Raw genomic sequence first — 25,350 nt, forward strand, 5'->3', positions numbered from 1 at the left:
ACATCATTTATCTATCATGGATTAAAAAATCAATATTTTATACTAATAAAATCAATAATTAAGTTATCAAAATTTGATTGAAATGTTACACTTTGAAAAATCATAAAAAGGTATTTTTTGATGCATAATAACTCAATTTTAGTTGATCAAGAGTTTTATAGTTTAGAAAAACATTTTGAAATTGTATGTAGTAGGCATCCACACCTTAAATTATTAGAATCACAATGGCGATTTGACCAAGAACTAATTAGTAAAGCCTTACAGAATGTAAGTTCAGTTTTTCCACACTATAGTCGTCATGATGTATCTCATTCACGGCAGATCATTGTAAATATTGAAAGATTACTTGGGGATAAAATAAAGTACTTGAGTGCTACCGATACATGGCTAATTTTAGAAGCTGCATATAATCATGATATTGGAATGGTTATCACTCAAAAACAAATTGAAGATATGAATACCCCAGAATTTGAAGAGTTTGTTCATTCCTTAAAAGATAGCAGCGATAATAAATTAAAAGGATTTTCTAAAAAATGGATGAAAAACAAAGCATTACTACCTCAAAAAGCCGAAGCTCATGCTTTTTTCCATCAATATATCCAATTACTAGCCGAGTGGTATAGACAAAAACACCCTATAAACTCAGCAAAAATAGTAAGAAATCCTGTTGAAGAAATTGGTTTAAACTCATCAAGAAATGAGTTACTACCAAAACGACTATTTGATGTTCTTGCTGATATTTGTAAGTCTCATGGTGATAATTTTGAAGATTTAAAACAATCTTTACCCAAAGCAGAAGCAGGTATGGCTTCAGAAGATTGCCATCCTTTATATGTAGCATGCCTACTAAGAATGGGTGATCTATTAGATATAGATGACAATCGTTTTTGTCCAGTAATGATGTCAATGTGTGGACATAATTTACCTAATTTAAGCAAAGCACACTATGACAAGCATCATTCAATTAAGCATTTTAGACTAGACTCAGAACGAATAGAGATAAGATGTTTATGTCCTACACCTGAATCTTATGAAGCTGCTTATGATTGGTTTAATTGGTTACAACAAGAATATCATTATCAAACTCAACATTGGGATCAAATAGTACCATGTAAAGAATTAGGTCGATTACCAACCTTAATGACCCCTATAGTTGATATAGATGAACCATATCTAATACTAAGTCAGGGGCGAAAACCAAGCTTTAAAGTTAATGAAGAAGCTATTTTAAAATTAGTAAGAGGCACAGGTTTATATTCTTCAAAGTTTGATTGTATCCGCGAAATTTTACAAAATGCAGTTGACTCAACACTACATAGAATGTGGATTGAAAATCAAGAGGAAATTGAAAGCTTAATTCCAACATCACCTCGATTGAAAGAAATTTATGATAATTATAAAATGACAATAACATTTGAGCCTAAAAAAGAAAATTCAAACCAATGGGTATTGAGAGTTAAAGATCAAGGAATTGGTATAAGTTTTAATGACCTGAAATATATGTTAGAAATAGGTAGTTCTTTCACAAACAAAGATAAACAAAAAAGAATCAGAAAAATGCCAAAATGGTTTAGACCCTCAGGCGCCTTTGGTATTGGACTTCAAAGTGCATATTTGCTTGCAAATAAATTCACAATGATTACACATTCTGTTATAGATAATCAAAAACTAAAAATTTCATTTAACAATAAAAGTAAAAGTGTTATTGTCGAAAAAATATGCAAAAATATCGATTTTGGCACTGAATTTATAATTGAAATCGATATTAAAAAATTACCAAATAATATTTCTTATTCATATGAACAAAAGTCTTTGATAGATGATAAGTTAAGAGAGTTTGACTTTACAAACCCAAGTTCAAATCTCTCTTTTATAGAGACACTTAAAATACATAATAGTATAAATAATTTCTTATTGAATTCCCCTATTTCCTCTAATCTAAAAGTATCTACTGAAGAAAATAAACTTTATTTTGATGAGGAAACATCTATTTTGTTCCATAGAATTGATTTTGATGATTTTGATTCTCGCAACCATTACAAAAATTATTTCAGGGGACAAGAGTTTTCAGACTTATATACAAACTACGAATGCATTAATTTTATAGCCGATTTTTATCACACAAAATCTGATAAATTTCTGACTTATAATCGAGAAAAAATTTTACCAGATGCAAAAAAAAGTGCCAGAAAATTATTACGCAAAGCATTATGTAACTACACTGAAAATTATTTTGATAAATTAGATGAAGAAAAAAAACCATTTGCTGCATTTAGTTATATAGTTAGTCTTTCACATAAAAAATATAATGAAATTGATGATAAATTTATAACTTATCTAGATAAATTCCCTGTAACAATTAATGGAAAAACAATTCTTTTTAAAGATTTAATATCCGACATCAAAGAAGAAAAAATAAAAACCCTTGCTACCACTTCAGACCTTAGTACAAGAGAAGAGAATAAAATAGAAAATTTAATATCAAATAACTCATATAGTGGACTACTTCACATTATTAAGTTTTTAATAACAAAAGATAGTTTTTACTATTGTATAGAACAAAAAACACATAAATTTCAAGTTATAAAATTTTCTAAAACAGATATTCAACCAATATCTAACACACTATTCTTAGAAGAAATAACACAAAAATTCAATGGAGGCTTACATTCCATTGGCTGTAGAATAATTTTTCCAGCTTGGGGAGCTTTTAGAGAACTTTCAATTAAAGATAGAATTAGTTGGGCTGATATTTACCATTACTCCTCTTGTAAATCGGACTTTTTAATTTTACCCCTAAATTTTAAATATAATATATCAGATAAAAATTTTTTTGAAGAATCTGAAGATTTTATTCATTGGATATTCAATCATAAAAAATATAATGAAACTAAAATTGAAGACATTAGAAAATTGAATAAGGAATTGATCGAACATATCCAAAACTTACTTCAAAAGAGAAATTTTACTGATGAACAAAAAAAGGAAAAATAATTGCCTAGTATATATGCTTGCAACAAAGCTCAATCTATAGGAGGTTGAGCTAAATTTGTTAGTTTCGATTATTTTCTGAGCTTCAATACCATCCCTAAAGAATGATATGCACCATAAGTTTGTGTGAAAACGGGCTTTCCAATCCCCATCTGAACTTAGCAAATATATTCTTGATAGGGAAATTCCCCATACATTTTACGATGTAATGGCGATAGCTTCATTAACATGTCTAATTTTCGTATGACAAGATACAATCCTTGAAAGTTATAATAAATCTGTAGGTGCTGTACGATGTAGGCTACTAAGCATATAGACCTACGGAGTATCGAACCGATAGACCATGTACGGTCGATCAAAGGTAGCTGAAAACACAATCAATAGGCACTAAAAAACCTCATAACTCAAATAGTTACAAGGTTTGATAAATGGTGGGCCCAGACAGACTTGAACTGTCGACCAACGGATTATGAGTCCGCTGCTCTAACCAACTGAGCTATAGGCCCTTAACTTTGTAACTGATTGTATTCTCTACAATTCAGCTTGAATCCAATATTAGCGAAAATCATTTTTAATTACAAGTTTTTTCTTGAGTAGACCTATAGTAGACCGCAAAGAATATTGTAATATGATGCTAAATGTTGTGAAACAAGCGGATTCTAGCTCATGTCTGCAAACAGAGTAAAGCTCACTAAGTCATTTATTGATCAACTCGAATTAATTCCTGCGATTTATCGTGATAGTGAGTTAATTGGCTTTGCTGTGCGCGTAAATACTTCATATAAAACTTATATTGTTGAGAAAAAGGTTAATGGTAGGTCTACTCGGTCTACTCTAGGTATTCATGGCCAAATTACTCTGTCTCAAGCAAGAGTATTGGCTCAAGAAGCTCTTTTAGATATGACGATGGGTATAAAACCGATAGATAAGAAAAAGAAGAAAATTGCAGATGCTAAATCAATTTTTGATATTGAAAAGTCTCAGCCAACTTTAAATGAGGCTTACCAGGTATATATCGCAGAACGCACTTTAAAAACGCGTACTTTGGAAGATTATAGTGATGTGGTTAATGGCTACTTAAAAGACTGGAAAGATACTAAGCTTAAAGACATTACTAGAACCATGGTTCAAGAAAAACATAAGGAACTATCAGTTAACAGTAAAGCTCAAGCGAATATGTGTATGCGTGTCTTTCGAGCAATTTATAACTTTTCTATCGAACACTATTTGGATGATGATGAACAACCCATCATTCCCCCACTCAACCCAGTTAAAACCTTAACAGCTAAAAAGTCATGGAATAAGATTCGTAGACGTAGCTCATATATCAATGAAGATAAGTTGCCGGATTGGATCAATGCCGTATTAAACTTCGAAGATCGTGGTCAGCTGCTTGAGACCAATAAAGACTTTCTTATCACATTGATCCTTACTGGTTTTAGACGTGAAGAATGTGAGTCTCTAGCTTGGTCTGCCGTAGATTTAAAATATGGTTATATCACTTCAATAGATCCAAAGAATAATGAACCTCATACCCTTCCTATGGGTGATTATCTTTGGGAGTTGATGAAGAAGCGTCGAAAGCAAATCACTGTAGATTGGGTTTTCCCTTCTGCAAAATCTGAATCTGGTCACATAACAAATATTTCAAAAGTTAGAGCCAAGATCAATGAAAGTTGTGGTATCCAATTTACGTTCCATGATCTAAGAAGAACGTATGGATCGATTGCTGAAAGCTTAGATTATGGAAAGTACACAATTAAGAAATTACTAAACCATAAAAATGAAGACAAGAATGATGTCACAGCGGGTTACGTGCAGATTAGTGATAAAAAGCTTCGTGCTGCCATGAATGAAATTGAAGAAATAGTTTTAGGGATCAATAGAAATTAATACCTTGTTAGATATTTCTAATGACTATTATTTTGAAGATCATTATCATATTGAAAAAAATTGCGAATTAAACCCGTGAAAAAGTCTAAGTTAATTGATCAAAACTCTACTTTAGCTGAAATTATATCATTAAGCCTTATTATCTATATTGTCATAGTTATTTTCGCAATATGTATAGGCTTAATTTTAACAACACAATTTGGTAGTGCGGATACGGATACACCTGCTGTCTTATCTAATATGTTTGTGTGGTCTGCTACTTTATTTTCACCCATTATTGTTATTTTGCTAATTAATGCATGGCGAGTTCAGAAGAATTTTGAAAACGACTCTCAAATACTAAGTTTAGCCGAAGAAAACCTTATCAGATTTTGGAATCAAATTGATCCTATATGCAAAACAATAGCTACTATACACCAATGCTACTCTCCTAAAATTGGTGGGTATTATTTTGCTCCTTCTCTTTTCAAACAGTTAATTTCAAGAGAAAATATTTATCTTACCGAATTTTACATTCATATGGAAAGGTATACTCTTTACACTAAAGAGGATACTAAACTTAAAGAGCTTTTTGATAATTTCTATGGAATAGCTTTCAGTTTTCTACATATCAACTATGAAATGATTAATGATTATTACCACCCTATTTATGAACTATTGACTTCAAATATAAGGGATCCAAATATAGTAGATTCTTTCGTTTTTATTGATAACCCACGTGACCCTGCCTTCAAAACCCATATAACAAAGCTGTATCAAAGATTTGATATTAAATATGAACATACTGGATACAGCACAAAATTCAATAAAGAGTCTAGCAATGCTATTCAAGAAAGAAAAAATTACAAAGAGTTTCATGAAATAATGAAAAATTACTACACAGATATCATTAATGAGATTAAAAGTAAAAATAGAGCATAAAATAGAGGTTAATAAACATGTGCGCTAACTATGAACCAATCTCTAAAAGTCGTGCACAATTACTCAATCTATTTGAGCCTACTTTTGACTATAAAGCTGACATATACCCGAACTATGAAGCACCTATCCTTTTCTCTAAGCGTGGCAACATAGAATGGCGTTTGGCTCGTTTCGGTTTGGTTGCACCTTGGTTGGATGACATTAAAAAAGCAAAGAACACATATAACGCTAGAACTGAAACTGTGGCCACAAAACCAAGTTTTAAAAATGCTTGGAAGAAAAACCAATTTTGCTTAATTCCAGTCGAAACCATATTTGAGCCAAAGTATATAGACGGGAAAGCACATTGGTACGGAATTTATCGCAGGGATGAAATGCCGTTTACGGTTGCGGGTATATATGAATATGCAATTATCGATGGCCAAGAATACAGATCAATGTCGATGTTGACGATCAATTCAGATCTACATCCATTCATGAATCAGTTTCATGCACCTGAAGATGAGAAACGATCAATCATCGTTATTCCGCAGCACCGTAGAAATGATTGGCTGAATTGCAGCCATGAACAAGCTAGAGACTTTTTCTTTGAAATGCCTGTTGATGAGTTCACCGCAGCGCCAAAAGCAGACATGCATAAATTCCGACCAAACACACATTAAGTTGCGACAACTTTTGACTTGTCCTTATTTATCCACAATTTTTTAAATTTGAATTTTAATGTCAGTCTCGAATATCATCTTGAATATGTAACAAATTCAAGTGATAGTCATGAGCACTCCTACTCAAATCATCGAAATCAAGAATCATCTCAGGCGTGAGTTCTTTTCTGATGTGAGTTCTATCTCGCTTGTTGATCCGTCTGTACGAATGGAAATTACTGCAGCAATTGAGAAAGTATCAGCTGGATTTCCATCCCCTGCTCAGGATTATATTGATAAGAAAATCGATATGAATGAGCACTTGATTAGCAATGAGTGTGCAACGTTCATTGTTAAAGTCGGATCTCTATCAATGAAAAATGCAGGTATTGATATTGATGATGAACTTATCGTTGATCGTAGCTTAGATGCAAAACACGACGATATTGTTGTTGCATTGATTGATAATGACTTCACTGTGAAAAGACTAAAAATAGAACCACAAGAAAGTTGGCTAAAAGCTGAAAATCCAGATTATGAAGATATTCATCTATTAGATGGACAACAACTAATCATCTGGGGTGTTGTTACTTTTATCTTGAAAAAAGCTAGAAAGTAATGAAACACGAAAACAAAGTATTTGCTTTAGTTGACGTCAACAATTGCTACGTCAGTTGTGAGCGAATGTTTAATCCAAGCCTTATAGATAAGCCAGTTATTGTCTTGAGCAATAACGATGGTTGTGCTGTGGCTAGATCTAATGAAGCCAAGGCGTTAGGTATCAAGATGGGTGTTCCCCTGTTTCAAATTAAAGATATTGTCCAAAAGCATAACGTCCAAGTTCTTTCGAGTAACTATGCCCTATATGCAGAAATGTCCCGTCGTTTTCACAAAATACTGGGGCAATACGTCACTGAATCAGAGCAAGAAATTTATTCTATTGATGAGTGTTTCTTAGATCTCTCTGCTTATTATAAAAATTATGATCTAAGTGAGTATGGCCAAGACATGCGAAAGAAGATCCTTAAATGGATTGGGCTTCCAGTTTGTGTCGGAATTGGTAGATCAAAGACGGAAGCTAAGATTGCAAATCATATAGCCAAGAAGAATCCAAGCTTTGATGGTGTATGTGATCTGGTGAATATGGACCTTTGCAATAAAGAAGATTACCTGGCACAAATTGATGTATCAGAAGTATGGGGAGTTGGACGTAAAATATCTAAAAAGCTTCAAACCATGGGTGTTAATACTGTGCTTGATCTAGCGAGTTCAGATCCTCGCGAGATGCAAAAACGATTCTCTGTTGTGATGGCCAGAACTGTTGCGGAGCTACAGGGAAACTCATGTATTGAAGTTGAACATACACCACCAAGTAAAAAACAGATTGTAGCCAGCCGATCATTTGGAAATCGAGTAACTGAACTAACAGATTTGAAAGAAGCAATTTCGATGTATGCACAAGATGCATGTAGTCGATTGAGAAGTGAAGATCTGCTATGTGGGACTATTATTGCTTTCGTGCAATCAAATCCATTCGATCCAAATGTGCCTTTCTATAATAAAGCGGTTAGTTATACATTTCCTGAGCCTACAGACTTTGCACCTGAACTGGCTAAGGCTGCAACTTTAATGCTAAATCATATCTACAAGGAAGGCATTAGATACAAAAAGTGCGGTGTGTTGTTGACGTGCTTAGAGCCGAAGAGCGGCCATACGTATGATCTGCTCACAGACTTTGATGAAATTGAAAAGAAAGAAAAACTGATGAAAGCACTGGAGTGTGTGCATCAGAAATTTGGAAAGAAAAAAATTGGAATTGGTCCCTGCTTTGTGCCTAACAGGAATTGGTCGATGAGTCGCGATAAATTGAGTAAAAACCCATTTAAATGGGATGAACTACTGCTTATAACAGGATAACCACTATGCACTTATTTAAAATAACAGATCAGCAACTAACGCAGATGCTTATTCCAGAGCGCTTTGTCCCACCTACTCTGCATGAGCACGAGGGTAAAAATATGGTATATGTATTTGATAGTGATGATAAGTTTGAATTAACTTATGATGAGTTGGTTGAGATTATTAGTAAAGCGAGACAGGCGGGTCCGAGAATGATACCTGTGCTGGGAACGGTAAATTAAATCTACTACTGTACACATATTGCTTTATGAGAAAATATTTGCACTAAAATTAGTATTTTTCTATATTTTGTGCATATTTTTTCTCAAATTTTTTGAAAGAATGATGTATAAATTAGTCGATTACATACGATATGTTGGATAAAATTTCCAACGTGATCAGGTTTGCTTAGAGTGAATTAATATTGAAAATCCTGTTAATTTATTTTAAATTTCAAGATAAATTTTTAAAACTTACAATGATACTTAATCAATTAACTAAAATGAAAGTGAGGATGAAATGAGTAGAATAGATTGTGTTGGGCCTTTTCTTGAAATATTAAATATTGATGGATTGGGACTAGTGTTTAAGGTTTGTCATGAGGATACATCTAAAAGCGAAGGGATTTCTATTCTAACTTCTGCGATAGATAAAACAATTAATGCAACAAATAAAATGTTTTCCAATGAGCAAAATATCCCTAGGCAAATTACTTATTTTTTAGAAGAGTTAAGAGAAAATAATGTAAATAATACATTAGATGACAAAAACATAACTATTTTACTTTCACTTTTCGATAGCATCGATATTTTTGTGAACAAAGAGATTAATTCTACTAATGAAAAAGCAATTAGCATGATTGATGCGAATATTAATTTCAATGATAAGACTTACAATTATTACAGCAATATTAAAAATGAAGCGAAAATAGCAATTCTTTTAACTACATTTATTGCTAGGATGATGCAAATTTGTATTTCTGAGGTTTCTAATATTCTAAAAACCTCACCATCGCAAGTACCTTCGTAATATAGATAAATAGCCATTTATCTAAAATCAGACCTAATTGAACAAGTTTTGAAGCCTAAAAAACAAAATAAAAGCACTCACTATAGTCATTGATTATAGTGAGTGCTTTTAACTTATGCTTCAGTCACAGCCGTAGCTTTCACATTGCTTAAAATCGGCAATTCATAACGATGCTGAGCTGGACTAGACGTCTGTCCGTACCACATGAACGCTTCAAAATCTGACTCGTTATATAATGCATAACAAACCATATTTGACTGATTACCACCTAAGCAAACAAGTTTGCCTGTTGCTTTATCTTTACCTACAACAAAACAAACATGACCACCACCGACACGAGTTTTAACAGCTACACAACCATATGCTGGTTTTGCAAGTTTAGTCCCTGCTCTGAGATAAGCCAGTGCACGAAACCAGTCTTTGGGAAATTTAACTCCAGAGGTTTGTAAACAGTGTGCGACATAAGTACCACACCACGGCGTTTCGTCTTCCATCCACCACGCTCCCAGAGCTTTTAACCAGTTTAGAATGGTTGGTGAATGTTTAAATTTGCTTGTATCTTCTTTTAATCCGATATGCTTTCGCGCTTCAGCAATCCAAGGTAATTCAGGATAATTACTCATTTTCACTTTCCTCTAGACGTAAAAAAACCGACCATAGGGTCGGTTCGTGGGTACTAAAAAACCCGCATTAAGCGGGTCTTATCAACGTTTAATTACCTCAATCACAAGTGATATTTAGTTTTTCACTGTAGTAGTCAGTTGTGATTTTAAGATCATTCATCAACTTATCTTTTGGTTCAGCTTGTGAAAGCTTAAGCAATGCGGGCAAATACTCATGCTCGTAAATTTTCGGATAGTCAATACAAAGGACTTTGCGTTGAAGTTCTTTATCGGCGTTTGGATCATCAAGAAGATCTAAGAACTTTCCGATCTTCTTATCTGACTCCTCAAAAGATTTCTCAACTGATTCGTTTACTTTTTCGGGTTGCTTTTGACAACCAACAATCATCGTTACAAGGCAAATTAATAATATTTTTTTCATGTGTTTGGCTTATTTAGTTATTGAAATAATACCCCTCAAGGCAGTTGAATTTATATCATAAACTTCAATAAATTAAACAAATTTATTAAAACTTGTCTTTGAAGTCTTTCAATTCTTCACCAACTTCTATGATCGTTGCATTCTCACGTGCATTCACATAGTTAAACCACCATCGAGCAATTGCCCAAATCGGCAGTCCAGTTATAAAAAATATACCCCCAATCGTGCAAAGCCCTGCCCATGTAGTTGCATATTCATGTAGCCCAAATCGCTGAATAATAAAGCCGCCACCTGCAATACTCCCCACAACAGTTGTTACCAAGCTAACGACCCACTCGCTTCTAGTCCGCGGCATACGAGTCATTACAACAACCAAATACCCCAAAGCTACTGCAACCCCCACAATTGCTAAAAGTATTGCCATTCCATACATTTTTATAGCAACCGCTACACCTGCCCCACTGCTTACTGGCTCTGCCATTTTTACTTTCTCCAGATAATAAAAAAACCGCCAATCGGCGGCTTCATTTGTTTAAAGTTAAACTTCGATTTGATATATAACGCCCGTGGGCGCACTTCGTTTTATTTCATTTCCACTAATATAAACGCGATCACCGATGTTGAAGCGAGTTGAACTGGTACACAGCACAAGACCTGTGCCATCAACAACCAATACCTTATAGTTCGGATGATCAGCATTTTGTACTGTCGCAATAAATTCAGGTGTTTTGGGCAATAAATCTAAAAGTCTTGATAATGCATTACTCACGATTCACCCTCTCTATTGATGCAGTCTGTGTGACCTTTTCATAACTAAATGATCCACTTACACTGTCAGTAATACCCCACCAGTCACCATTAAACGCAATTAATTCTGCAGGCAAACATTGACCAATTTCTTGCGTAATCGGCATCATTAAACTATGTGTTTCAACCATGCCTGCTTTAGCCAAAGCCTCACGGCCTTTGCTATGCATTGCGGTAGTTGATGTGAGTAATGGGCTATTGATCGACTCTTGAAGCACATCACCTGCAGTACCAACACGATTGATTTGGCCAGTATTTCCATTGCGGTCATTGGTAAGGAATACTCCGTTATAATCCGGGTAAAGTGCATAATCAGTGGAGAGATCCGTCACGAACGATTCAGGAATAACACGATCATATTCATCAATTGCAATCGAATCCCAAAATGTCTTTTTGTACTTTGGTTTGATTGTGAGTGAATTGCTATCAGGCTCACTATACACAAAACCACCTGCTGCATCCGCAATCAATTTAATTGCAGCAATCGGGGTTAAATTCGAATAACTCAGGCTATTAGCAGGCAGTACCCATCCCAATGCATCGATCAATTCCCAATTCAATACGATATCGCTATTCACTCGGTCAAGTTCAGCTTGTACCAACTGTACTGACGTGCGTTCATTCTCTTGAGTAAATGATCTTGTAGGTGAATACGGCGCATCGAGTAATGCAGTAGGACTGCGGCCAGAAAGCTTATACACCTCTTTTGCAAACTGTCTCGAGCGTGAAATGTTTTCAAGCAACATGCGGTGCTCATTACCGTTGACTATGATTTTTAGAATTACAGGCTGGCCATCAATCGGCTCTAATTTTGACTTCTCATAAAACGGGATTGTTAAGTTATAGGACCAACACCACGAACTACGATCGCAACGATAATCACCGTTATTAACTTGAATTTCTTGCCCGTTGTCTAAACGAGTTACTTTTAAATCATTCACGATATACCACCAATTTTTATTAATGATTCCTGGTATGCAATCTTCAGCACCGAAATTTAAAATGAGATTGTGCGAATCAACGTCATTACATAGACATATGAAATTAAGATCAGTTGAACCCACATATTCGGGCTTTGGTTGTGGCTCAATTGGATCTACAGATGATTTGCGATAATAAACAGCTCTCGCTACTTCCCACGGAATAGAATCGGTAGTAACTAGCTCTAAACCTTTATCGTGTTTGAATGTGAATCGTTTTTCAAACACCTCTGCAACTTCATGACTAAACGTAAATTTCTTACGTTTTCGAATCATTTCATCCCAGTCAGTCTGCCGATTGATCAGCAACCTTTTAGACTCTTCAAATACCATGGTTTTAGCAATAAAACGTTTATCGTTCTCTTGCCACACGATTTGATAGTCACTTTCCAGTTGCATAGATTCATCAAATACGAGTCTCACTGCACGCTGAAGAATCCGCCCCTTTTCAAAACCCGTTATCACTGCATTCGATAGGCTTAATCCTGAGTCAAAATTAAAGGCGCTGTTATGCGCCTTAAATCTTGCTTTACCATATCTCAGATGTTGTTCAAGTAATGCTGGCAAAGCATTTTGATAATTAAAAACACTTAAATTATTAAGTCCAAGCACGAAATTAATATCAAAATGAGTCTCAAGATTAGAAACGAAATTGGTATTAATCACGGCATCAATCGAACAGAATTGATTTGAAACTACTGCAGTAATTTCAGCCTTAAAATCTGTCGCAATTGCACAATCGATTTGTGCAACACTGCCTTGTAATGTTGTAATTTCTGCAAGAAATGCGGTTGAAATAACAGCGTCAATACTTGCTGTAATAACTTCATTTGCGCCGAAATTTAGAACGACATTATGCGCATCAACCGTGCCTGCAACATCATTAAAGTTTAGGTCTACGGCGTAACCATCAGGTGGGGTGTAATTTGACACATGCACACCTCTTATGTGGATGGACGAAGCACAATCGAGTTGATCATCAAGGTACTACCAAGCGCCAAGCTTGGATTTGCCAGCGTAATATCTGTACCAACACTAAAATCCGCAACTGCATCACCATTACCGTTATACAAACGCGCCCATGTTGCCGTGCCTGCTTGAGTCACTGTTGCGGTATCCGTTGGATATAACTCTATGCTGTCTGCATTGAGTTGTTTAAAACACGGTTCAGGCAAATTCAGCGTGACTAATTTATTACCTGAACTGGCCGCTATAGTCACATTGGCAGGTTTTGTACCTTTATAAAATGAAAAAGTAGCATTACTGCTACCTGTATCTAAGAAATTTGCCAAGGCTTGTAATTGGGCCAAGCCTGCCGCCATTGATGGAATCACACTCATTTCGGCACCACCAGATCTGCAATGACTGCGTTATATTGATTTAAAGGATGATGAGCAACAATAAAAAACTTATTTGCTGTCAGATGATTAAAAACATAATTTCCGTTTGGATCGGTCATCACTTCAGAAATCAATCTCCCGGATGCACGCTCAAACAGTCTCAAGCGACAAGGAAAAGGAATATTCAATTCTTTAACCTGCCCCTTTATCGCTAATCCTACATCGATCGTTAATATTGGATCAGCACTTGAACAAACTGCAGGAGTAACTTGAAGATTTAAAAGCATTATAAATCCCCTATTTTGATGACAACTTGCCCCTGCTGATTGAAATTGACCGCTGCATTAACTGCGATATACAAGTTATTATTTTTTTCAATCAATTGATAGTTGGAATAAGGCTTCGCTTGGAACAACCAATAAAACCCCGGTATTTCACCTCGCAGAACTGTTTCATTTAAGAAAACAGGTGCAAACGGCGCAACATTTGCAAGGCTAAATGCACCAATATAATTAGAATAGCCACTTGCTATCTCAGTTTTTCCTAGTGAAATATGCATTGATTCTTGCGCCGATGCTGCTTGAGAATATGAGCGCTGCAAGAGTGTTTTTTGGGTTGAACTTGTTCCGCAAATTCCCGTGTAACCGCCTCTTGGATATGCACCACCTGTTGTGGTGTAAAAGTAGGTTGAAGATAAAAATGTGTTTGCAGTATCAACATTCAATAAAGACTTGAACGAACCGAAACCGTAAGTTAATGCTTGCGTATCAGCAGCCACAACAGTCGGCAATATATAGAAATAGTCTTTATTTCCAATCAAAATCCATGAGCGATTCCCCGATGTTGGCGTGGCGGAATCAGCCGGGTTTGATGTCGCACTCACTGACGAAGCGTAATACCATTTCGACCAGCCGTTATAAGCAGTTGTCCCACTCCCAGTGCCTACCCAATTCTTATCGGGTGATGCACTATCATACGGCGCTTGAACTCCTGACATTGCATCAATGCCTGTCATATCTTCGACAATACCTACTTTGGCATATTTTGCATAAGTCGAAGTATATGCAGCATCAAGCACATCAATAACTCTCAAATATGGACGTGATGCAAGCAACGTATTAGACGAGCGATAAGTTGCCTTCCCCGTTCCGCTAAAAGGCTTTAGCCAACCCAAAGATGGTAAAGAACTAGTTATCGTTCCTGTTGCAGTGGTAACACTCGGTACCGAAGGAAGTTGGAAAGTAATAGTATTGGCATTCGGTACGGTCAAAATGCGGAACTCATTATTAAATTCTGCTTGGTTAGCATTCGCAAATTTAATGACTTGATACTGCAAATAATTATGTGCAGATCCATAGGTGGCGGTTGCAGTTGTTCCACTTACTGTCAATGTTGCGACTGCCTGAGACCCAAAACCATTTACTAAACAGGCATCGAGCACATCAATCATACAGCCGAAATTATTTGTTAATTGCGGTGCATTGGTGTTGGTATGCACATAAAACTTAATATCTGTACTTGCGACCATTTCTTATACTCATTAAAAAAGGCTGCATGTGCAGCCCTATGTGTTAATTCCTTAGATAACTCGTTTAATCACAGTCCAAATAGATCAACTCCAATCAAACTCGATCAATATCACCGCGATACATAATTTGAAAGTTATCGCTCAAAGTAGTTGGCTCGGATTGTTTCACTGTTCGTACACACCAAATTGGATACATCGCCGCGATGGTATTAAAGCGTAGAACATTCCCACTTACCCAGCCCGTTCCCCAACCCTCTTTTTTAATAGTGAAATACGGCGCACTGGTGATGGGATTGATTGGCGCACAATCAGCATTTACATTACCCGTTCCAATCTGGCCAGAAACCTCACCGATGATTCTAAAATTGGTTGAGTCTACAAATACAATCGCCCAACGTTCCTGAATCGCTCCCTTATTCGTTACAGCAATCGGATATAAGGCATCGTTGTAGTTTGGTGTGATCGGCGTGCCGCTTGGTTCATCTGACCATGTGCTGTTCCAAGTTCCTTGTACAAATTTGCTTGTGTATCGGCTAAACATATCACCAACAACCAAAGCTGAACCTACGATTGAATTATCAGCATCGTAGTTGTGTGTGACTGGCTTAGTTAAAGTGATTTGACCATTAATCTGCACGTCATTTATGAGACCCATATCTTGATAGCGATATGCAGCTTTTAACGGCGGTACCAAGCTATTTAAAGCAAAATCGCCACTTAACGTGACACGCCCATAATCATAATCAACCACGTACATATCGTACGGGACCTTAACCCCATTTGAGTCCTCAAGCTCACACCACGAAATACGTTGATCATTGAGATCATAAGTTTGACCTGCAACATGACTTGGTAACTGTTGAAGCTTGGATGAAGCAATCACGCCAATGTCGCCAACACGAAAAATCGGTACACGTCCATCAGGCGGCAGGCGCGTAGCACTTAGACCAAGGATCTCACTATCAAGCGGAATATAGGTATAGGCAATTGCGTTATAACGCACACTGGTTGCATCGATCCACACAGGTGCATTCACCCAGACTGTATTACCAACATCCGTATAGTCTAAAAGTGGATCGTACCAATCCTCATCTACAATTTCAGGATGATCAGACTTTTTAGTTTTCTTGTAGAAATAAAGATCTACAAAGCCCGTCTCATAATTGATTGAGCCGTGCGCCTCGTCTGTCTCTATTATACCTGCTTCATCTGCAGTTAAAGTTAGCTGACCGCCTGCAATTTTGCCAACCACAACCGTGAGTGAACCAGGACGAATCGGGATTGTTGGCGTTCTAAAACTAACATGATGAATCGGCAACATATCCGTTGTAGTAGTCAAAGACTGCAAAGTCATTTGGTTATCAACATTCGGTGTCCAACTCTCTAATTCAATAACACCCGTACCATATTGAATAACGCCACTTTGTGTACCTGATCCTGTTGCGGTATCCACATTACGATATAGCAAACCTGTTCGATCAACAAAGGTATCGGCTCCCAATTTAAAACGTACTGAACTCGATAAGATCTGCTCATCAAAACCCTGTGTTAGATCAAAGCTGAGTTTATCTGCAGTGATTGTGGTTGAATTACTACCAGTACCTGAAGTATCACGATAACGAACCGCGATATTGGTAGTACCAAAGGCTTTCAATGTTTGCTGACTTGCAAGGATTTGGTCTACTTGTGGAAGATAAAAACCCATATTTACCCCGCTGAATAAGTTGTTGGCGTATATGCCTTGCTGTACGTGGTTTTTTGCAAATACGGCGTTACTTCACATACCCCAGTTGCATAGATGATGCTGCCTTGAACATTTCCGAATTGATCTACTAGGTTGCCTGTTGTGCTATTCACAGGAACATCATGCAGACTGACTGTTGCCGTTGCGCCGTTTGGGTGGGTTACAGGAATATCTAACCCAACTGAGCTTTGTTGAATTGCTGAACCCGTACCAATGGTAAAGGTTAGTTTTTGATTGGCATCAGGCTCAATAGCATTCAACGTTTGGCTTTTGCCTTCGCCGTAGTCGTAGGTCAAATTAAAAACAGTGCTTTTCTGAGGCAGTTTTTTAGGAATCAAACGCCCTTTGCCTGTATTGAAGATCATTGAGCCAATCGCATCACCTGTGAATTGCCCTGAACTATCAACCGTTGCAGTTTTCGATACCCCATCCAATAGCCATGTCGCTGTTAAACTTTTAATACCGTTATGAAATAACTGAAAATCTAACCCCGCTGGTAATACGGATAAATCAGCACGGGCAAAAGTTGTAATTGGGCTGCCCCATTGCAACAAGATAGGCGTTCCCACATCTGGTAAAGCCCCAGTAGTTAAGAGCCAAGTACCTGTCGTGTAATTGATCGATCCACTACCGACTGACTCATTTGCACCGACCAAGCGACCAGTTCCGTTGTCTTTCAAAACATAAAACTTACCTTGTGCCATGAATGAAATAGATAGCGCTCCCGGTGCAGGAATCGGCACTAAAACCCCTGTCCAATTTGTCCCTTGATTATTCGATGTGACGGGCAAGGTATAAGACTCAAAAGGCTGTACGGGTGCAGAGGCAGGCGTAAATGTAATATTGAGAATGGCATTGCCTGAGCCAATCGCATTGGTCCACACTATGCGACCTGTTTGGTAATCAATCGTGCCGACTTGAGTGCCAGTTGCTGTTTTTAAAGTACCACCGTTATCTGAAACTGACTGCCCAAAAAGCGTAAAGCTTAATGAGCTTGGTAATACACTTGAGCCAATATACAAACTTTGGTTGTTATTTACGTTGGTTGTGAATTGGGTTGTGATCGTTCCGCTATTTCCCGCAACTAAAGCAGGATTTTCACTGACAGCATTCAAGTCTAACAAAGGCGTTTCAGTCTGATTCGATGGAATTAACTGTGAAAACATTGTTCCAGCTTGAATTGTGAAACTTCCCACCGCCACATCATCGGCTAAATCAACACTTGCATAATACACGCCAGCATCAGCAACAACCGTTTCGCGTATAACAGTGGTTGGTTTAACGTTGTTCCACCAATTCGTCACGGACAGGCCGACAAAATCACGACTGAGTGCATCGTTAAATGTATAAGTCGCAACTTTATATTCTTTGGTTCCCTCAGATCCACCGCCGCCACTGCCTGCGCGAAAAGTAGCTGTTCTGGTTTCTACTGCAGTTATACGAAGGTATTGCGCAAACTCATTTGCTAGGCCCTCATTCACCACCAGTACCAAAGTATCCCCGACATTATTCTCAGAATCAGTTGTCATCATTGCCACTTGGATTGACTTCATACCTTGATACGCTGCATCGAGCAAAGCACCTACCGCCTGAGCACCTTTGGCCAGATAATTTTCTAAACGATTCTGAGCACTATCACGGGTATCGGTATGAGACCGTGTACTAAATAGCAATGCTGAAACATTCGGATCTTCAGGATTCTTTGAGATAAATACTGTTGACCCCATGAGTGCATCAGTATCATTACTATTCACGGCGGCATAGATCTTACGCAGCGACACACGTCCAACGGTTCGATCAAGTTCCGATACATCAGGGAAAAGATTATTGCTTTCCCCATCAATGACAACTTGGCCAGAATATTTACCCCCGCCGTCACTAGTATCTGTCAAACGCTCAGACTTATATAAAACTAAGTTATTGGTCTCAATCGGCATTTGGCACCTCTAGGAATTTCAAGGTGACTTCGTAATAGTCACCATCTGATACTGTTGGAAAGCCCATCACTGGTTTGGCATTAATAGCGCCATCTTGGTGATTAAAGATCACATTGAATTGGCGAGTGTCATGCGGATATTCAAAAATCAAAGTGAATTGCTCGCCCTGTAGCGCTGACCAATCTTTTAGTATTGATAGGTCAGATCGTTTAACCCAACCCTGTTCTGGTGCAGGCGAAAGTGTAATAGTTCGACCAGACTTCTTTTTTCCCTCCTGAATAATCATTGAGCCATCAATTGCACGCTCAACGTTTTGTTCAACAGGTTTCCAGTCAAATTCGTCAGACCATAAAAAACCGTCCTCAATTTGGACGGTTGCGTTTGTTAATTTTCGAGTAATCTTCATCATCTAGCCCTATTCAATTGTTCTAGCTCGGTTAAAAAGTCATTCATTAAATTCTGTTGGTTGGAATCTCCAACTAGCTCAAGAGATTTGCCACCAAACTCAATTTTATAAGTAACTGTTTTTGGGCTAGTGTTAGGAATACTTGGAGTATTGATGTTGATATTTGGCGCTTGAATATTTGAAGCGTTTAAACTACCTCCAACAGATACGGAACTGCCACTTGTGCCAGATTTTTTACCCTCCCAATAACTAAGGGTATCTTCCATTTTTTTAAGTAGCGGTGCGCTGTAATCAATTACAGATCCGCTCTGCAGAGCTTTGTAGTAAGCAAATAACATTGCATCTTTAGACTCCTGCGCTTTTGCCTGAGCTGCACCTTTGCTCATTCCAGCTGCTACCAACCGATTTTCATAATCCGCAATTTTGGCATTCATATCATCCATTGCTTGTCCAAGCCCTTTAGAAGTCTCTGCTGCTTGCGCTTTGCGTTGAGCAGAAACTTTTGCCATAGCCGCTTCCCATTCATTAGCGGTGCTTTGGGCTTCTTCACGGGCAATTCGTCCAAGATCACGGAAACCATCTGCTGCGGAGCCACTTGCTGTTTTACCAACATTGTATAAACCATCGACTATCTCTTGAGTAGTTTTAACAGAGGTTTTGCCCGTTTCATCTATCTGCGCTTGTAACCCAACCGATGCACCCTGTGCTTTGGCATTTGCAATGACTGCCTGATCACCCGATGCTGCTGCAGCTTGCATCACTCGCTCATAAGCTTGTTTAAGACCATCAGATGTTGCTTGACCGCTTGCTTTCATTGTATTGAAGTCAGCAATTGCGGAATCAGCAGCAAGCTTTAATTGTTCCTTGGTTTTAATACCAAGGCGTTCAAAAGCCTTTCCAACTTCATCTAAATCATCTGGCAGTTTTTGAGTTTGCTGTTTTATCGCAAGCATCCCCATCTCAACCTGCTTCGTTGAGAAAACGCCCTGTACTTCAAACTCTTTAAGCTTTGTCTTGGCTGCATCAATCTCAGCCTGCGATTTGGCAGTTTCTAGCCATTTAGACCAGGCATTATAGATAATGGCAGCGGCTTGCTCTCCAGTAGCTCCCAAACGCTGGACACCAGCAGCAAGGTCATTGACCTGATCTGATTTCTCCTTGAATCCTCTGGAAACTTTGTTAAGTGCGGCATCAAGATCAATACCAAGAGCCTGAGCACCCTGTTTTGCAGCATTTTCTATGGCCTTGCCAAACCCGCCTGCATCTTGCTGAGCTTCAAATGAACGTTGCTTCCGTGCAATGGCCAATTCCTTTTCTTTGGCATCAATTGCAGTTAAGGAGTCTTGAGCAGACTTTAAGGCACTGAGATCACCAGTGCGCTTTGCATCTTCAATTTGTTTCTGTAATTGAATTTTCTGGACGGCGCTCGTTTTGAGAAATGTAGTGTATTCCTCATCAGCCTGCTTGGCTTTTTCTGTTGATTCCTTTGCCAAAGCTGCTGCCTGCTTTGAAGCCTTGCCAGATGAGTCCCAAGCCTGAACCGCAACCTTACCCGCCTGATCAAGTGTGACGATATAGCCCTTGGTCATCAGATCAGCTTGCACAGTGCCATCCATGACACCACCATTGGCTTTTATTGTTGCCTCAGCATACTCCTGTACAGCGCGAAGCTTTTCACTTTCAGATTGTTTTTTACCATCAGCCTCTGTTTTCTGGTCTTTCAGCAATTCTTCAAGTTTTGCCTTGGAACTAGCAACCGCCTCCTGATCTTTCTGTAGTTGGGTTTTGCTAATATCCTTATAGGTTTCAATCACAGCCCATTTGTGTTCTTCAGACAGCTTAACTGCCTGCTGAGCATTCTTCTCAGCTTGGGCAAATAGCCGTGCGGATGTCTTTTCAGCCTGATCCGCCAAATCACCCATAAAAGGAATGTGATTTAAAATGGAAGCACTTAAATCATAGATACCAGCCGCCAAGAATTGAACACCAGCTAATACTAGTTTTAGCCCTACATTAAGCCCTGTAGCAAAATCATTGACAGCAGCTAAACCCATTCTCAGCACATTGAATGCAGTAGCTAATCCGCTTACATCTTCTTGGCCACTTAATAATGCTGCAAATAAAGGAGATATTGCATCAAGTGCACTACTGAAAGCACTAAAAACCGTTTCCCCTAAATCAATAATATCCTTAATATTTTTCTGTAATTGCTTATATATATCAGATAATGTGTCTCTAATTGCATTGATGGTGGTTAAATCAATATCAGAGAATCTTTCACTGAAGTAACTAATACCATTGGCAATATCATCAAAGAATATTTTTACGATCTGCAAATTATCAGCAATAACCAAAAGTCCATTAGCTATTGTTTCAGTAGTACCAGTACTATTGTTAATTTCTCCAATCGTGATTTGCCACTGCGTTTGAATGCGCTGTAAGGCTTTCTCCACTGTTATTGGAAGTTTTTTATATTCTTCGTCAATAACCTGCGCCTGATTTTGCAGGGCGCGTATTACAACTCTTGATGTAAGGTCTCCATTTTCAGCCATCTTACGCAATTCACTAGTAGTCACACCAAGTTCTTTTGCCAAAGCTCTAGTAATGACGGGTGCTTGCTCGCTCACGCTGTTAAATTCTTCCCCAGCTAAACGACCAGAATTTAGGCTCTGAATCAATTGGGTGATGGCTGCATCTGTAGCCTGTGCTGAACCACCACCAGTTTGTACGGCCTGGGTAATCGTTTTGGTCAGTCCTAATACATCGTTTTGGACAAGCCCAAGTTCTTTACCCACATAGGTAAGCTGTGTAAATAGACCTGCTGTAGACTCAAGGTTGGAGTTGGTTAAAACGGCAGTCTGGTGGACACCTGCCATAGCCTGTTCAAAATTACCAGTGTCACCAATTGCGATCTTGATCCGCGCAGATAGATTGGTATATGTATCTGCTGTCTGAATTAGCTCCTTTACACCAACCCCAATACCCACTGCTGTCATTACAGACACTAAAGTGGTATAGCTGGTTTTCAGTCCGTCAATTCCTTTCTGTGCCTGTGCGGCTGCCCCTTGAGTATTTTTAACTTCCTTGTTTGCATTTAGTACAGCGCCCTCAAATTTATTAAATGCTGCATCTGCCTGCTCAACTTCCTTTTCCAGTTGATCTACAGCGCTTTGGGCTGCTGCAATACTCTGCGGGGTTGCATTGGTTGATGCAAATTCCTGTAATTTTTGTTTTGCCTGCACAAGGTCGGCTTTTAAACGGTCAATGGCCTGTCCTGACTTCACACCAAAATCAGTAAAGTTTTTTTCGGTTTTGGATGCTTCATCCCCTGCATTTTCAATCATCCCTGTGGCTTTTGTAAGTGATGTTGTTAATGCATCAGCAAGTTCCTTTGTGCCCTTTGGAATAATTTCACCAATTTGCTTAGCAGTTTCTTCAGATGCTTGGCGTAATTTGTCTGCCTCTTTTTTTATGGCATCAAAAACAGCCTTGGTCGTTGTGCCTGAACGACCTACATTTGAAATGTAGTCATTTACCTCTGCATCCAACACTAACTTAAATACTAAATCCGACATGGTATATCCACCTTGCTACCGAATAAAAAAAGACCATACAGACATGCGGTAGTAGACACATCTGTATGGTCAAACTGAAAATTTAGGCAATAAAAAAGCCTGCTATCGCAGGCTTCGTTAGATAACTGAGTAATTAATTGATCATCGTTCCACAATGTTTACACTTACGTGCATCAAAACGAATATATTCGCGGCAGTCTGGGCACTGTATTTGGTCAACATCATTGCTTTGTTGTGGGATTTGTTTCGGTTTTGGAATGTAAAGTTTTACATTACTACTTCCACATGCACTGCAAACTTTACTTCCAGTACGTCTCCAAACTTCATAAATGATTCCTGGAATAACTCCCCAAAAAAGTAAAAAAATAGTGATCAGTATACTTCCTTTGGTTTTTGTAGACCCTACATGCCCACACGCAATACATTCAACTGTTTGGCCAGCCATAATACACCCTTTAATAATTTATTATTTAGTTGGGCAATTTATCAAACGGCGTAAACAGTGGCAATAAAAACACCTCAGAACTAAGAAAGAAAGCCACTTTTGGGGCTTTTCTATAAAAAACAATACGAAGATTATTTGTAGAAACAAATTTTACGATTTAGGAATACCTGAATTAGAAATCCACTATTTGTAGTAATCCAACATATATTGCATCATACGCTCAACTTGCAAACTGTATATATTCGGACCCTCAATAACACTTTCTGGCGTATCTGCCAAGCACACAAAATATTGTCCAGTCTTAGGGTCTTTTATTACTGTAAATCCGTTTTCCTTAAACATATTGATTTGTTTGTCAATACTTGGCTTCTCAGCCTCTAAAACTCTTAAATATAATGGATGTACATTTGTAAGTGCAGTAGCCATTTTTACCAAAGCAAGAGTTCGAATATAGAAGCTTTGAACTTCATCTGCTAATTCCTGATTCATACCCATTCCAAACCATTTTATTGTTAATCTATATAGTGTTTAATTTTAGACTTTCAAGCAATTAATAAACTTCCAAATGGCAACATGTCTTTTCAGTCACCTCAATCTAGTTCAACCACTTAATCCATTCAAATACTTGTCAAAATCATTTTGATTTGCATGGTAAGCAGCACGTGCGGCTATAGCTATTGATTTCAAACGTTGTGATTCACGGCGTTGCGTAGATTTAATGTACTCTACAAATGCACCGTAAGACATATTTAAAATATCATCTGGTCTGTGACCTGCTGACAAAAGATATTGAAATGAATCAAACCAACTTTGGTTATCATCCTTTTTTTTCTGCTGTTTCTTTTTTTCTTTCTTGAAATACGCATGATTTGCATGGATGATTTTTAAAACCAGATCGACAATAGCATCCTGATTTTGAATACTGGTTGTAAATGTATCAGGATCAAGTGTAGTTACTAAAGAACAAAGTCCCATAATCTTGACGATATGCTCATCGACAACCATCCCAATCATTTCTATTGAATAACCATCAAGTTCTTTTATTGGCTCAGCGTAGAATGCAAACTGATTTAAGTTCTTTACTTGGATCTGCTTAATCTCAATATTCTGATCAATGAATACATATGGCAATGATTCATTGTTAACTAGAAAAAAATCATTCATAGAAATAATCCTAAAATACAGGCACAAAAAAAGACGCTTATGCGCCCCTGTGCCTGTAGGTATTATTAAGCTGTTACTGAAAAACGTTCGATGTGGCCAAAGACACTTAATTCCGCATCATTGGCTTTGCTATTGTCAGCCATGCAACTACCAGTGATTGAGAACTTATTAAAATCTTCATTGATCAGATCGAATTCCGTTTCAGGTGATAGCGTTAAGCGGTGCAACTCAACCACGACTTTATCCCCTGAGATCGTATCTATCCCTTTGAATAAGACTTTATATTCTGAGCCGGTATTATTTGCGATAGTGGTTCGTGTCTTGGCAGCAGCAGTTCCTGACCACTTCACCGCGCCAGTAACCGATTGAACAAACTCAACAGTTCCGTAAACAGCATCAAGAATATATTTGCTTGAATCAATATCGGCATTAGATCCATCTTTGAATGTTACATCTGTTAGATTTCGCAAACCTAAGTCGATAATACTACCAACTGCAACAGTACCAAGTGATCGATCTGTGACGGTTTCCGAACCAATGCTAATACTATTACCACTCATTACAAGTGCCAAACTGGTTTTATTGACCGTATCTAACTCTCCATCAATATCAACACCAGTTTGCTTGTAAAGCGTTGCATCTTTAGCACGTTGACCATAACGGCTGTCGTAATGATCGACTTTAGCAGATGAAATTTTTAGTTTAAGGGTTGGCATATTACCTACGGGTAATAGTGCACCCGCAACGCCGTTCACAATTTTTGCTAAACACAGCTCGCCCTGCAGCGAAAGTAAATCAGGCTTCGACATTATTTTCTCCTACCTGTTTTTTGCTTGATTGCTTTACCTCAGCCTTAGGCGTTTGCTCCACAATGGCATTTCCGTCTATGGCTTCGATAATTCCGGCTCGTTCTAACTGAATAATTTGTTCAGTCGGCAAAGATCCAATAATTTCACCTTTTGCCCATCGCCCAATTGGCTTCAAAGCTTTGTATTGCTTGTCCATA

The 25,350-nt window shown here is 37.9% G+C and carries 24 protein-coding genes, 1 tRNA gene and 1 pseudogene; 8 read left to right on the plus strand and 18 right to left on the minus strand.

The features are described 5' to 3' along the window. Positions 1-120: 120 nt before the first annotated feature. Entirely contained in the window at positions 121-2,994 is a 2,874-nt protein-coding gene (locus AC0JIQ_RS09400; RefSeq protein ID WP_474201471.1) for an HD domain-containing protein, read from the plus strand. Between the two features lie 426 nt (positions 2,995-3,420). Here AC0JIQ_RS09400 and AC0JIQ_RS09405 read toward each other — a convergent pair. Then, positions 3,421-3,497 (minus strand) — tRNA-Ile (locus AC0JIQ_RS09405). 160 nt (positions 3,498-3,657) lie between these two features. On the opposite strand from AC0JIQ_RS09405, the gene AC0JIQ_RS09410 reads away from it, so the two are divergent. From AC0JIQ_RS09410 to AC0JIQ_RS09440, 7 genes are all read left to right on the plus strand, one after another. After that, entirely contained in the window at positions 3,658-4,884 is a 1,227-nt protein-coding gene (locus AC0JIQ_RS09410; RefSeq protein ID WP_474201472.1) for a tyrosine-type recombinase/integrase, read from the plus strand. Between the two features lie 75 nt (positions 4,885-4,959). Next, positions 4,960-5,805, plus strand: coding sequence for a hypothetical protein (locus tag AC0JIQ_RS09415; RefSeq protein ID WP_474201473.1), 846 nt, complete (start codon positions 4,960-4,962; stop codon positions 5,803-5,805). A gap of 17 nt (positions 5,806-5,822) precedes the next feature. Next, entirely contained in the window at positions 5,823-6,467 is a 645-nt protein-coding gene (locus AC0JIQ_RS09420; protein ID WP_474201474.1) for an SOS response-associated peptidase, read from the plus strand. A gap of 109 nt (positions 6,468-6,576) precedes the next feature. Beyond that, positions 6,577-7,065, plus strand: coding sequence for a LexA family protein (locus AC0JIQ_RS09425; RefSeq protein ID WP_474201475.1), 489 nt, complete (start codon positions 6,577-6,579; stop codon positions 7,063-7,065). Continuing rightward, positions 7,065-8,363 (plus strand): Y-family DNA polymerase, encoded by a 1,299-nt coding sequence (locus AC0JIQ_RS09430; protein WP_474201476.1) that lies wholly within the window; start codon positions 7,065-7,067, stop codon positions 8,361-8,363. Before AC0JIQ_RS09425 ends, AC0JIQ_RS09430 begins: the two co-directional genes overlap by 1 nt. 5 nt (positions 8,364-8,368) lie before the next feature. Then, positions 8,369-8,587 (plus strand): hypothetical protein, encoded by a 219-nt coding sequence (locus AC0JIQ_RS09435; RefSeq protein ID WP_474201477.1) that lies wholly within the window; start codon positions 8,369-8,371, stop codon positions 8,585-8,587. A gap of 277 nt (positions 8,588-8,864) precedes the next feature. Next, positions 8,865-9,374 carry a hypothetical protein gene (locus tag AC0JIQ_RS09440; RefSeq protein ID WP_474201478.1) on the plus strand — a complete coding sequence of 170 codons (510 nt, stop codon included), beginning with the start codon at positions 8,865-8,867 and terminating at the stop codon, positions 9,372-9,374. A 113-nt stretch (positions 9,375-9,487) separates the two neighbouring features. Here AC0JIQ_RS09440 and AC0JIQ_RS09445 read toward each other — a convergent pair. From AC0JIQ_RS09445 to AC0JIQ_RS09525, 17 genes and pseudogenes are all read right to left on the minus strand, one after another. Then, positions 9,488-9,982: pseudogene (locus tag AC0JIQ_RS09445) on the minus strand (NlpC/P60 family protein); the annotation flags it as partial. Between the two features lie 112 nt (positions 9,983-10,094). After that, positions 10,095-10,418 (minus strand): hypothetical protein, encoded by a 324-nt coding sequence (locus AC0JIQ_RS09450; RefSeq protein ID WP_474201479.1) that lies wholly within the window; start codon positions 10,416-10,418, stop codon positions 10,095-10,097. A gap of 85 nt (positions 10,419-10,503) precedes the next feature. After that, positions 10,504-10,899, minus strand: coding sequence for a hypothetical protein (locus AC0JIQ_RS09455; RefSeq protein WP_474201480.1), 396 nt, complete (start codon positions 10,897-10,899; stop codon positions 10,504-10,506). 57 nt (positions 10,900-10,956) lie between these two features. Continuing rightward, positions 10,957-11,187 (minus strand): hypothetical protein, encoded by a 231-nt coding sequence (locus tag AC0JIQ_RS09460; protein ID WP_474201481.1) that lies wholly within the window; start codon positions 11,185-11,187, stop codon positions 10,957-10,959. Next, entirely contained in the window at positions 11,180-13,138 is a 1,959-nt protein-coding gene (locus AC0JIQ_RS09465) for a hypothetical protein (protein WP_474201482.1), read from the minus strand. Before AC0JIQ_RS09465 ends, AC0JIQ_RS09460 begins: the two co-directional genes overlap by 8 nt. An 11-nt stretch (positions 13,139-13,149) precedes the next feature. Then, positions 13,150-13,545 carry a hypothetical protein gene (locus tag AC0JIQ_RS09470; protein ID WP_474201483.1) on the minus strand — a complete coding sequence of 132 codons (396 nt, stop codon included), beginning with the start codon at positions 13,543-13,545 and terminating at the stop codon, positions 13,150-13,152. Then, positions 13,542-13,832, minus strand: coding sequence for a carboxypeptidase regulatory-like domain-containing protein (locus AC0JIQ_RS09475; RefSeq protein WP_474201484.1), 291 nt, complete (start codon positions 13,830-13,832; stop codon positions 13,542-13,544). The genes AC0JIQ_RS09470 and AC0JIQ_RS09475 overlap by 4 nt, the downstream gene beginning before the upstream one ends. Beyond that, entirely contained in the window at positions 13,832-15,073 is a 1,242-nt protein-coding gene (locus tag AC0JIQ_RS09480; protein ID WP_474201485.1) for a hypothetical protein, read from the minus strand. The genes AC0JIQ_RS09475 and AC0JIQ_RS09480 overlap by 1 nt, the downstream gene beginning before the upstream one ends. A 94-nt stretch (positions 15,074-15,167) precedes the next feature. Continuing rightward, positions 15,168-16,778 (minus strand): hypothetical protein, encoded by a 1,611-nt coding sequence (locus tag AC0JIQ_RS09485; RefSeq protein WP_474201486.1) that lies wholly within the window; start codon positions 16,776-16,778, stop codon positions 15,168-15,170. A gap of 2 nt (positions 16,779-16,780) precedes the next feature. Continuing rightward, a complete protein-coding gene (locus AC0JIQ_RS09490) occupies positions 16,781-18,754 on the minus strand; it encodes a hypothetical protein (protein ID WP_474201487.1) in 1,974 nt (657 codons plus the stop codon). Next, the gene (locus AC0JIQ_RS09495) at positions 18,744-19,160 is read right to left on the minus strand and encodes a hypothetical protein (RefSeq protein ID WP_474203246.1); all 417 of its coding nucleotides are present in this window, start codon (positions 19,158-19,160) and stop codon (positions 18,744-18,746) included. Before AC0JIQ_RS09495 ends, AC0JIQ_RS09490 begins: the two co-directional genes overlap by 11 nt. Further along, entirely contained in the window at positions 19,160-22,735 is a 3,576-nt protein-coding gene (locus AC0JIQ_RS09500) for a tape measure protein (RefSeq protein WP_474201488.1), read from the minus strand. Before AC0JIQ_RS09500 ends, AC0JIQ_RS09495 begins: the two co-directional genes overlap by 1 nt. Before the next feature lie 133 nt (positions 22,736-22,868). Then, positions 22,869-23,180 (minus strand): Pmp3 family protein, encoded by a 312-nt coding sequence (locus tag AC0JIQ_RS09505; protein WP_474201489.1) that lies wholly within the window; start codon positions 23,178-23,180, stop codon positions 22,869-22,871. A gap of 183 nt (positions 23,181-23,363) precedes the next feature. Beyond that, positions 23,364-23,669, minus strand: coding sequence for a hypothetical protein (locus tag AC0JIQ_RS09510; protein ID WP_474201490.1), 306 nt, complete (start codon positions 23,667-23,669; stop codon positions 23,364-23,366). Between the two features lie 111 nt (positions 23,670-23,780). After that, positions 23,781-24,344, minus strand: a complete 564-nt coding sequence (locus AC0JIQ_RS09515) for a hypothetical protein (protein WP_474201491.1) — start codon at positions 24,342-24,344, stop codon at positions 23,781-23,783. Positions 24,345-24,409: 65 nt separating this feature from the next. Next, positions 24,410-25,153, minus strand: coding sequence for a phage tail tube protein (locus AC0JIQ_RS09520; protein ID WP_474201492.1), 744 nt, complete (start codon positions 25,151-25,153; stop codon positions 24,410-24,412). Next, a complete protein-coding gene (locus AC0JIQ_RS09525) occupies positions 25,140-25,349 on the minus strand; it encodes a hypothetical protein (protein WP_474201493.1) in 210 nt (69 codons plus the stop codon). The genes AC0JIQ_RS09520 and AC0JIQ_RS09525 overlap by 14 nt, the downstream gene beginning before the upstream one ends. Between the last annotated feature and the right edge of the window lies 1 nt (position 25,350).

It is taken from the genome of Acinetobacter sp. FB (genome assembly GCF_056033405.1).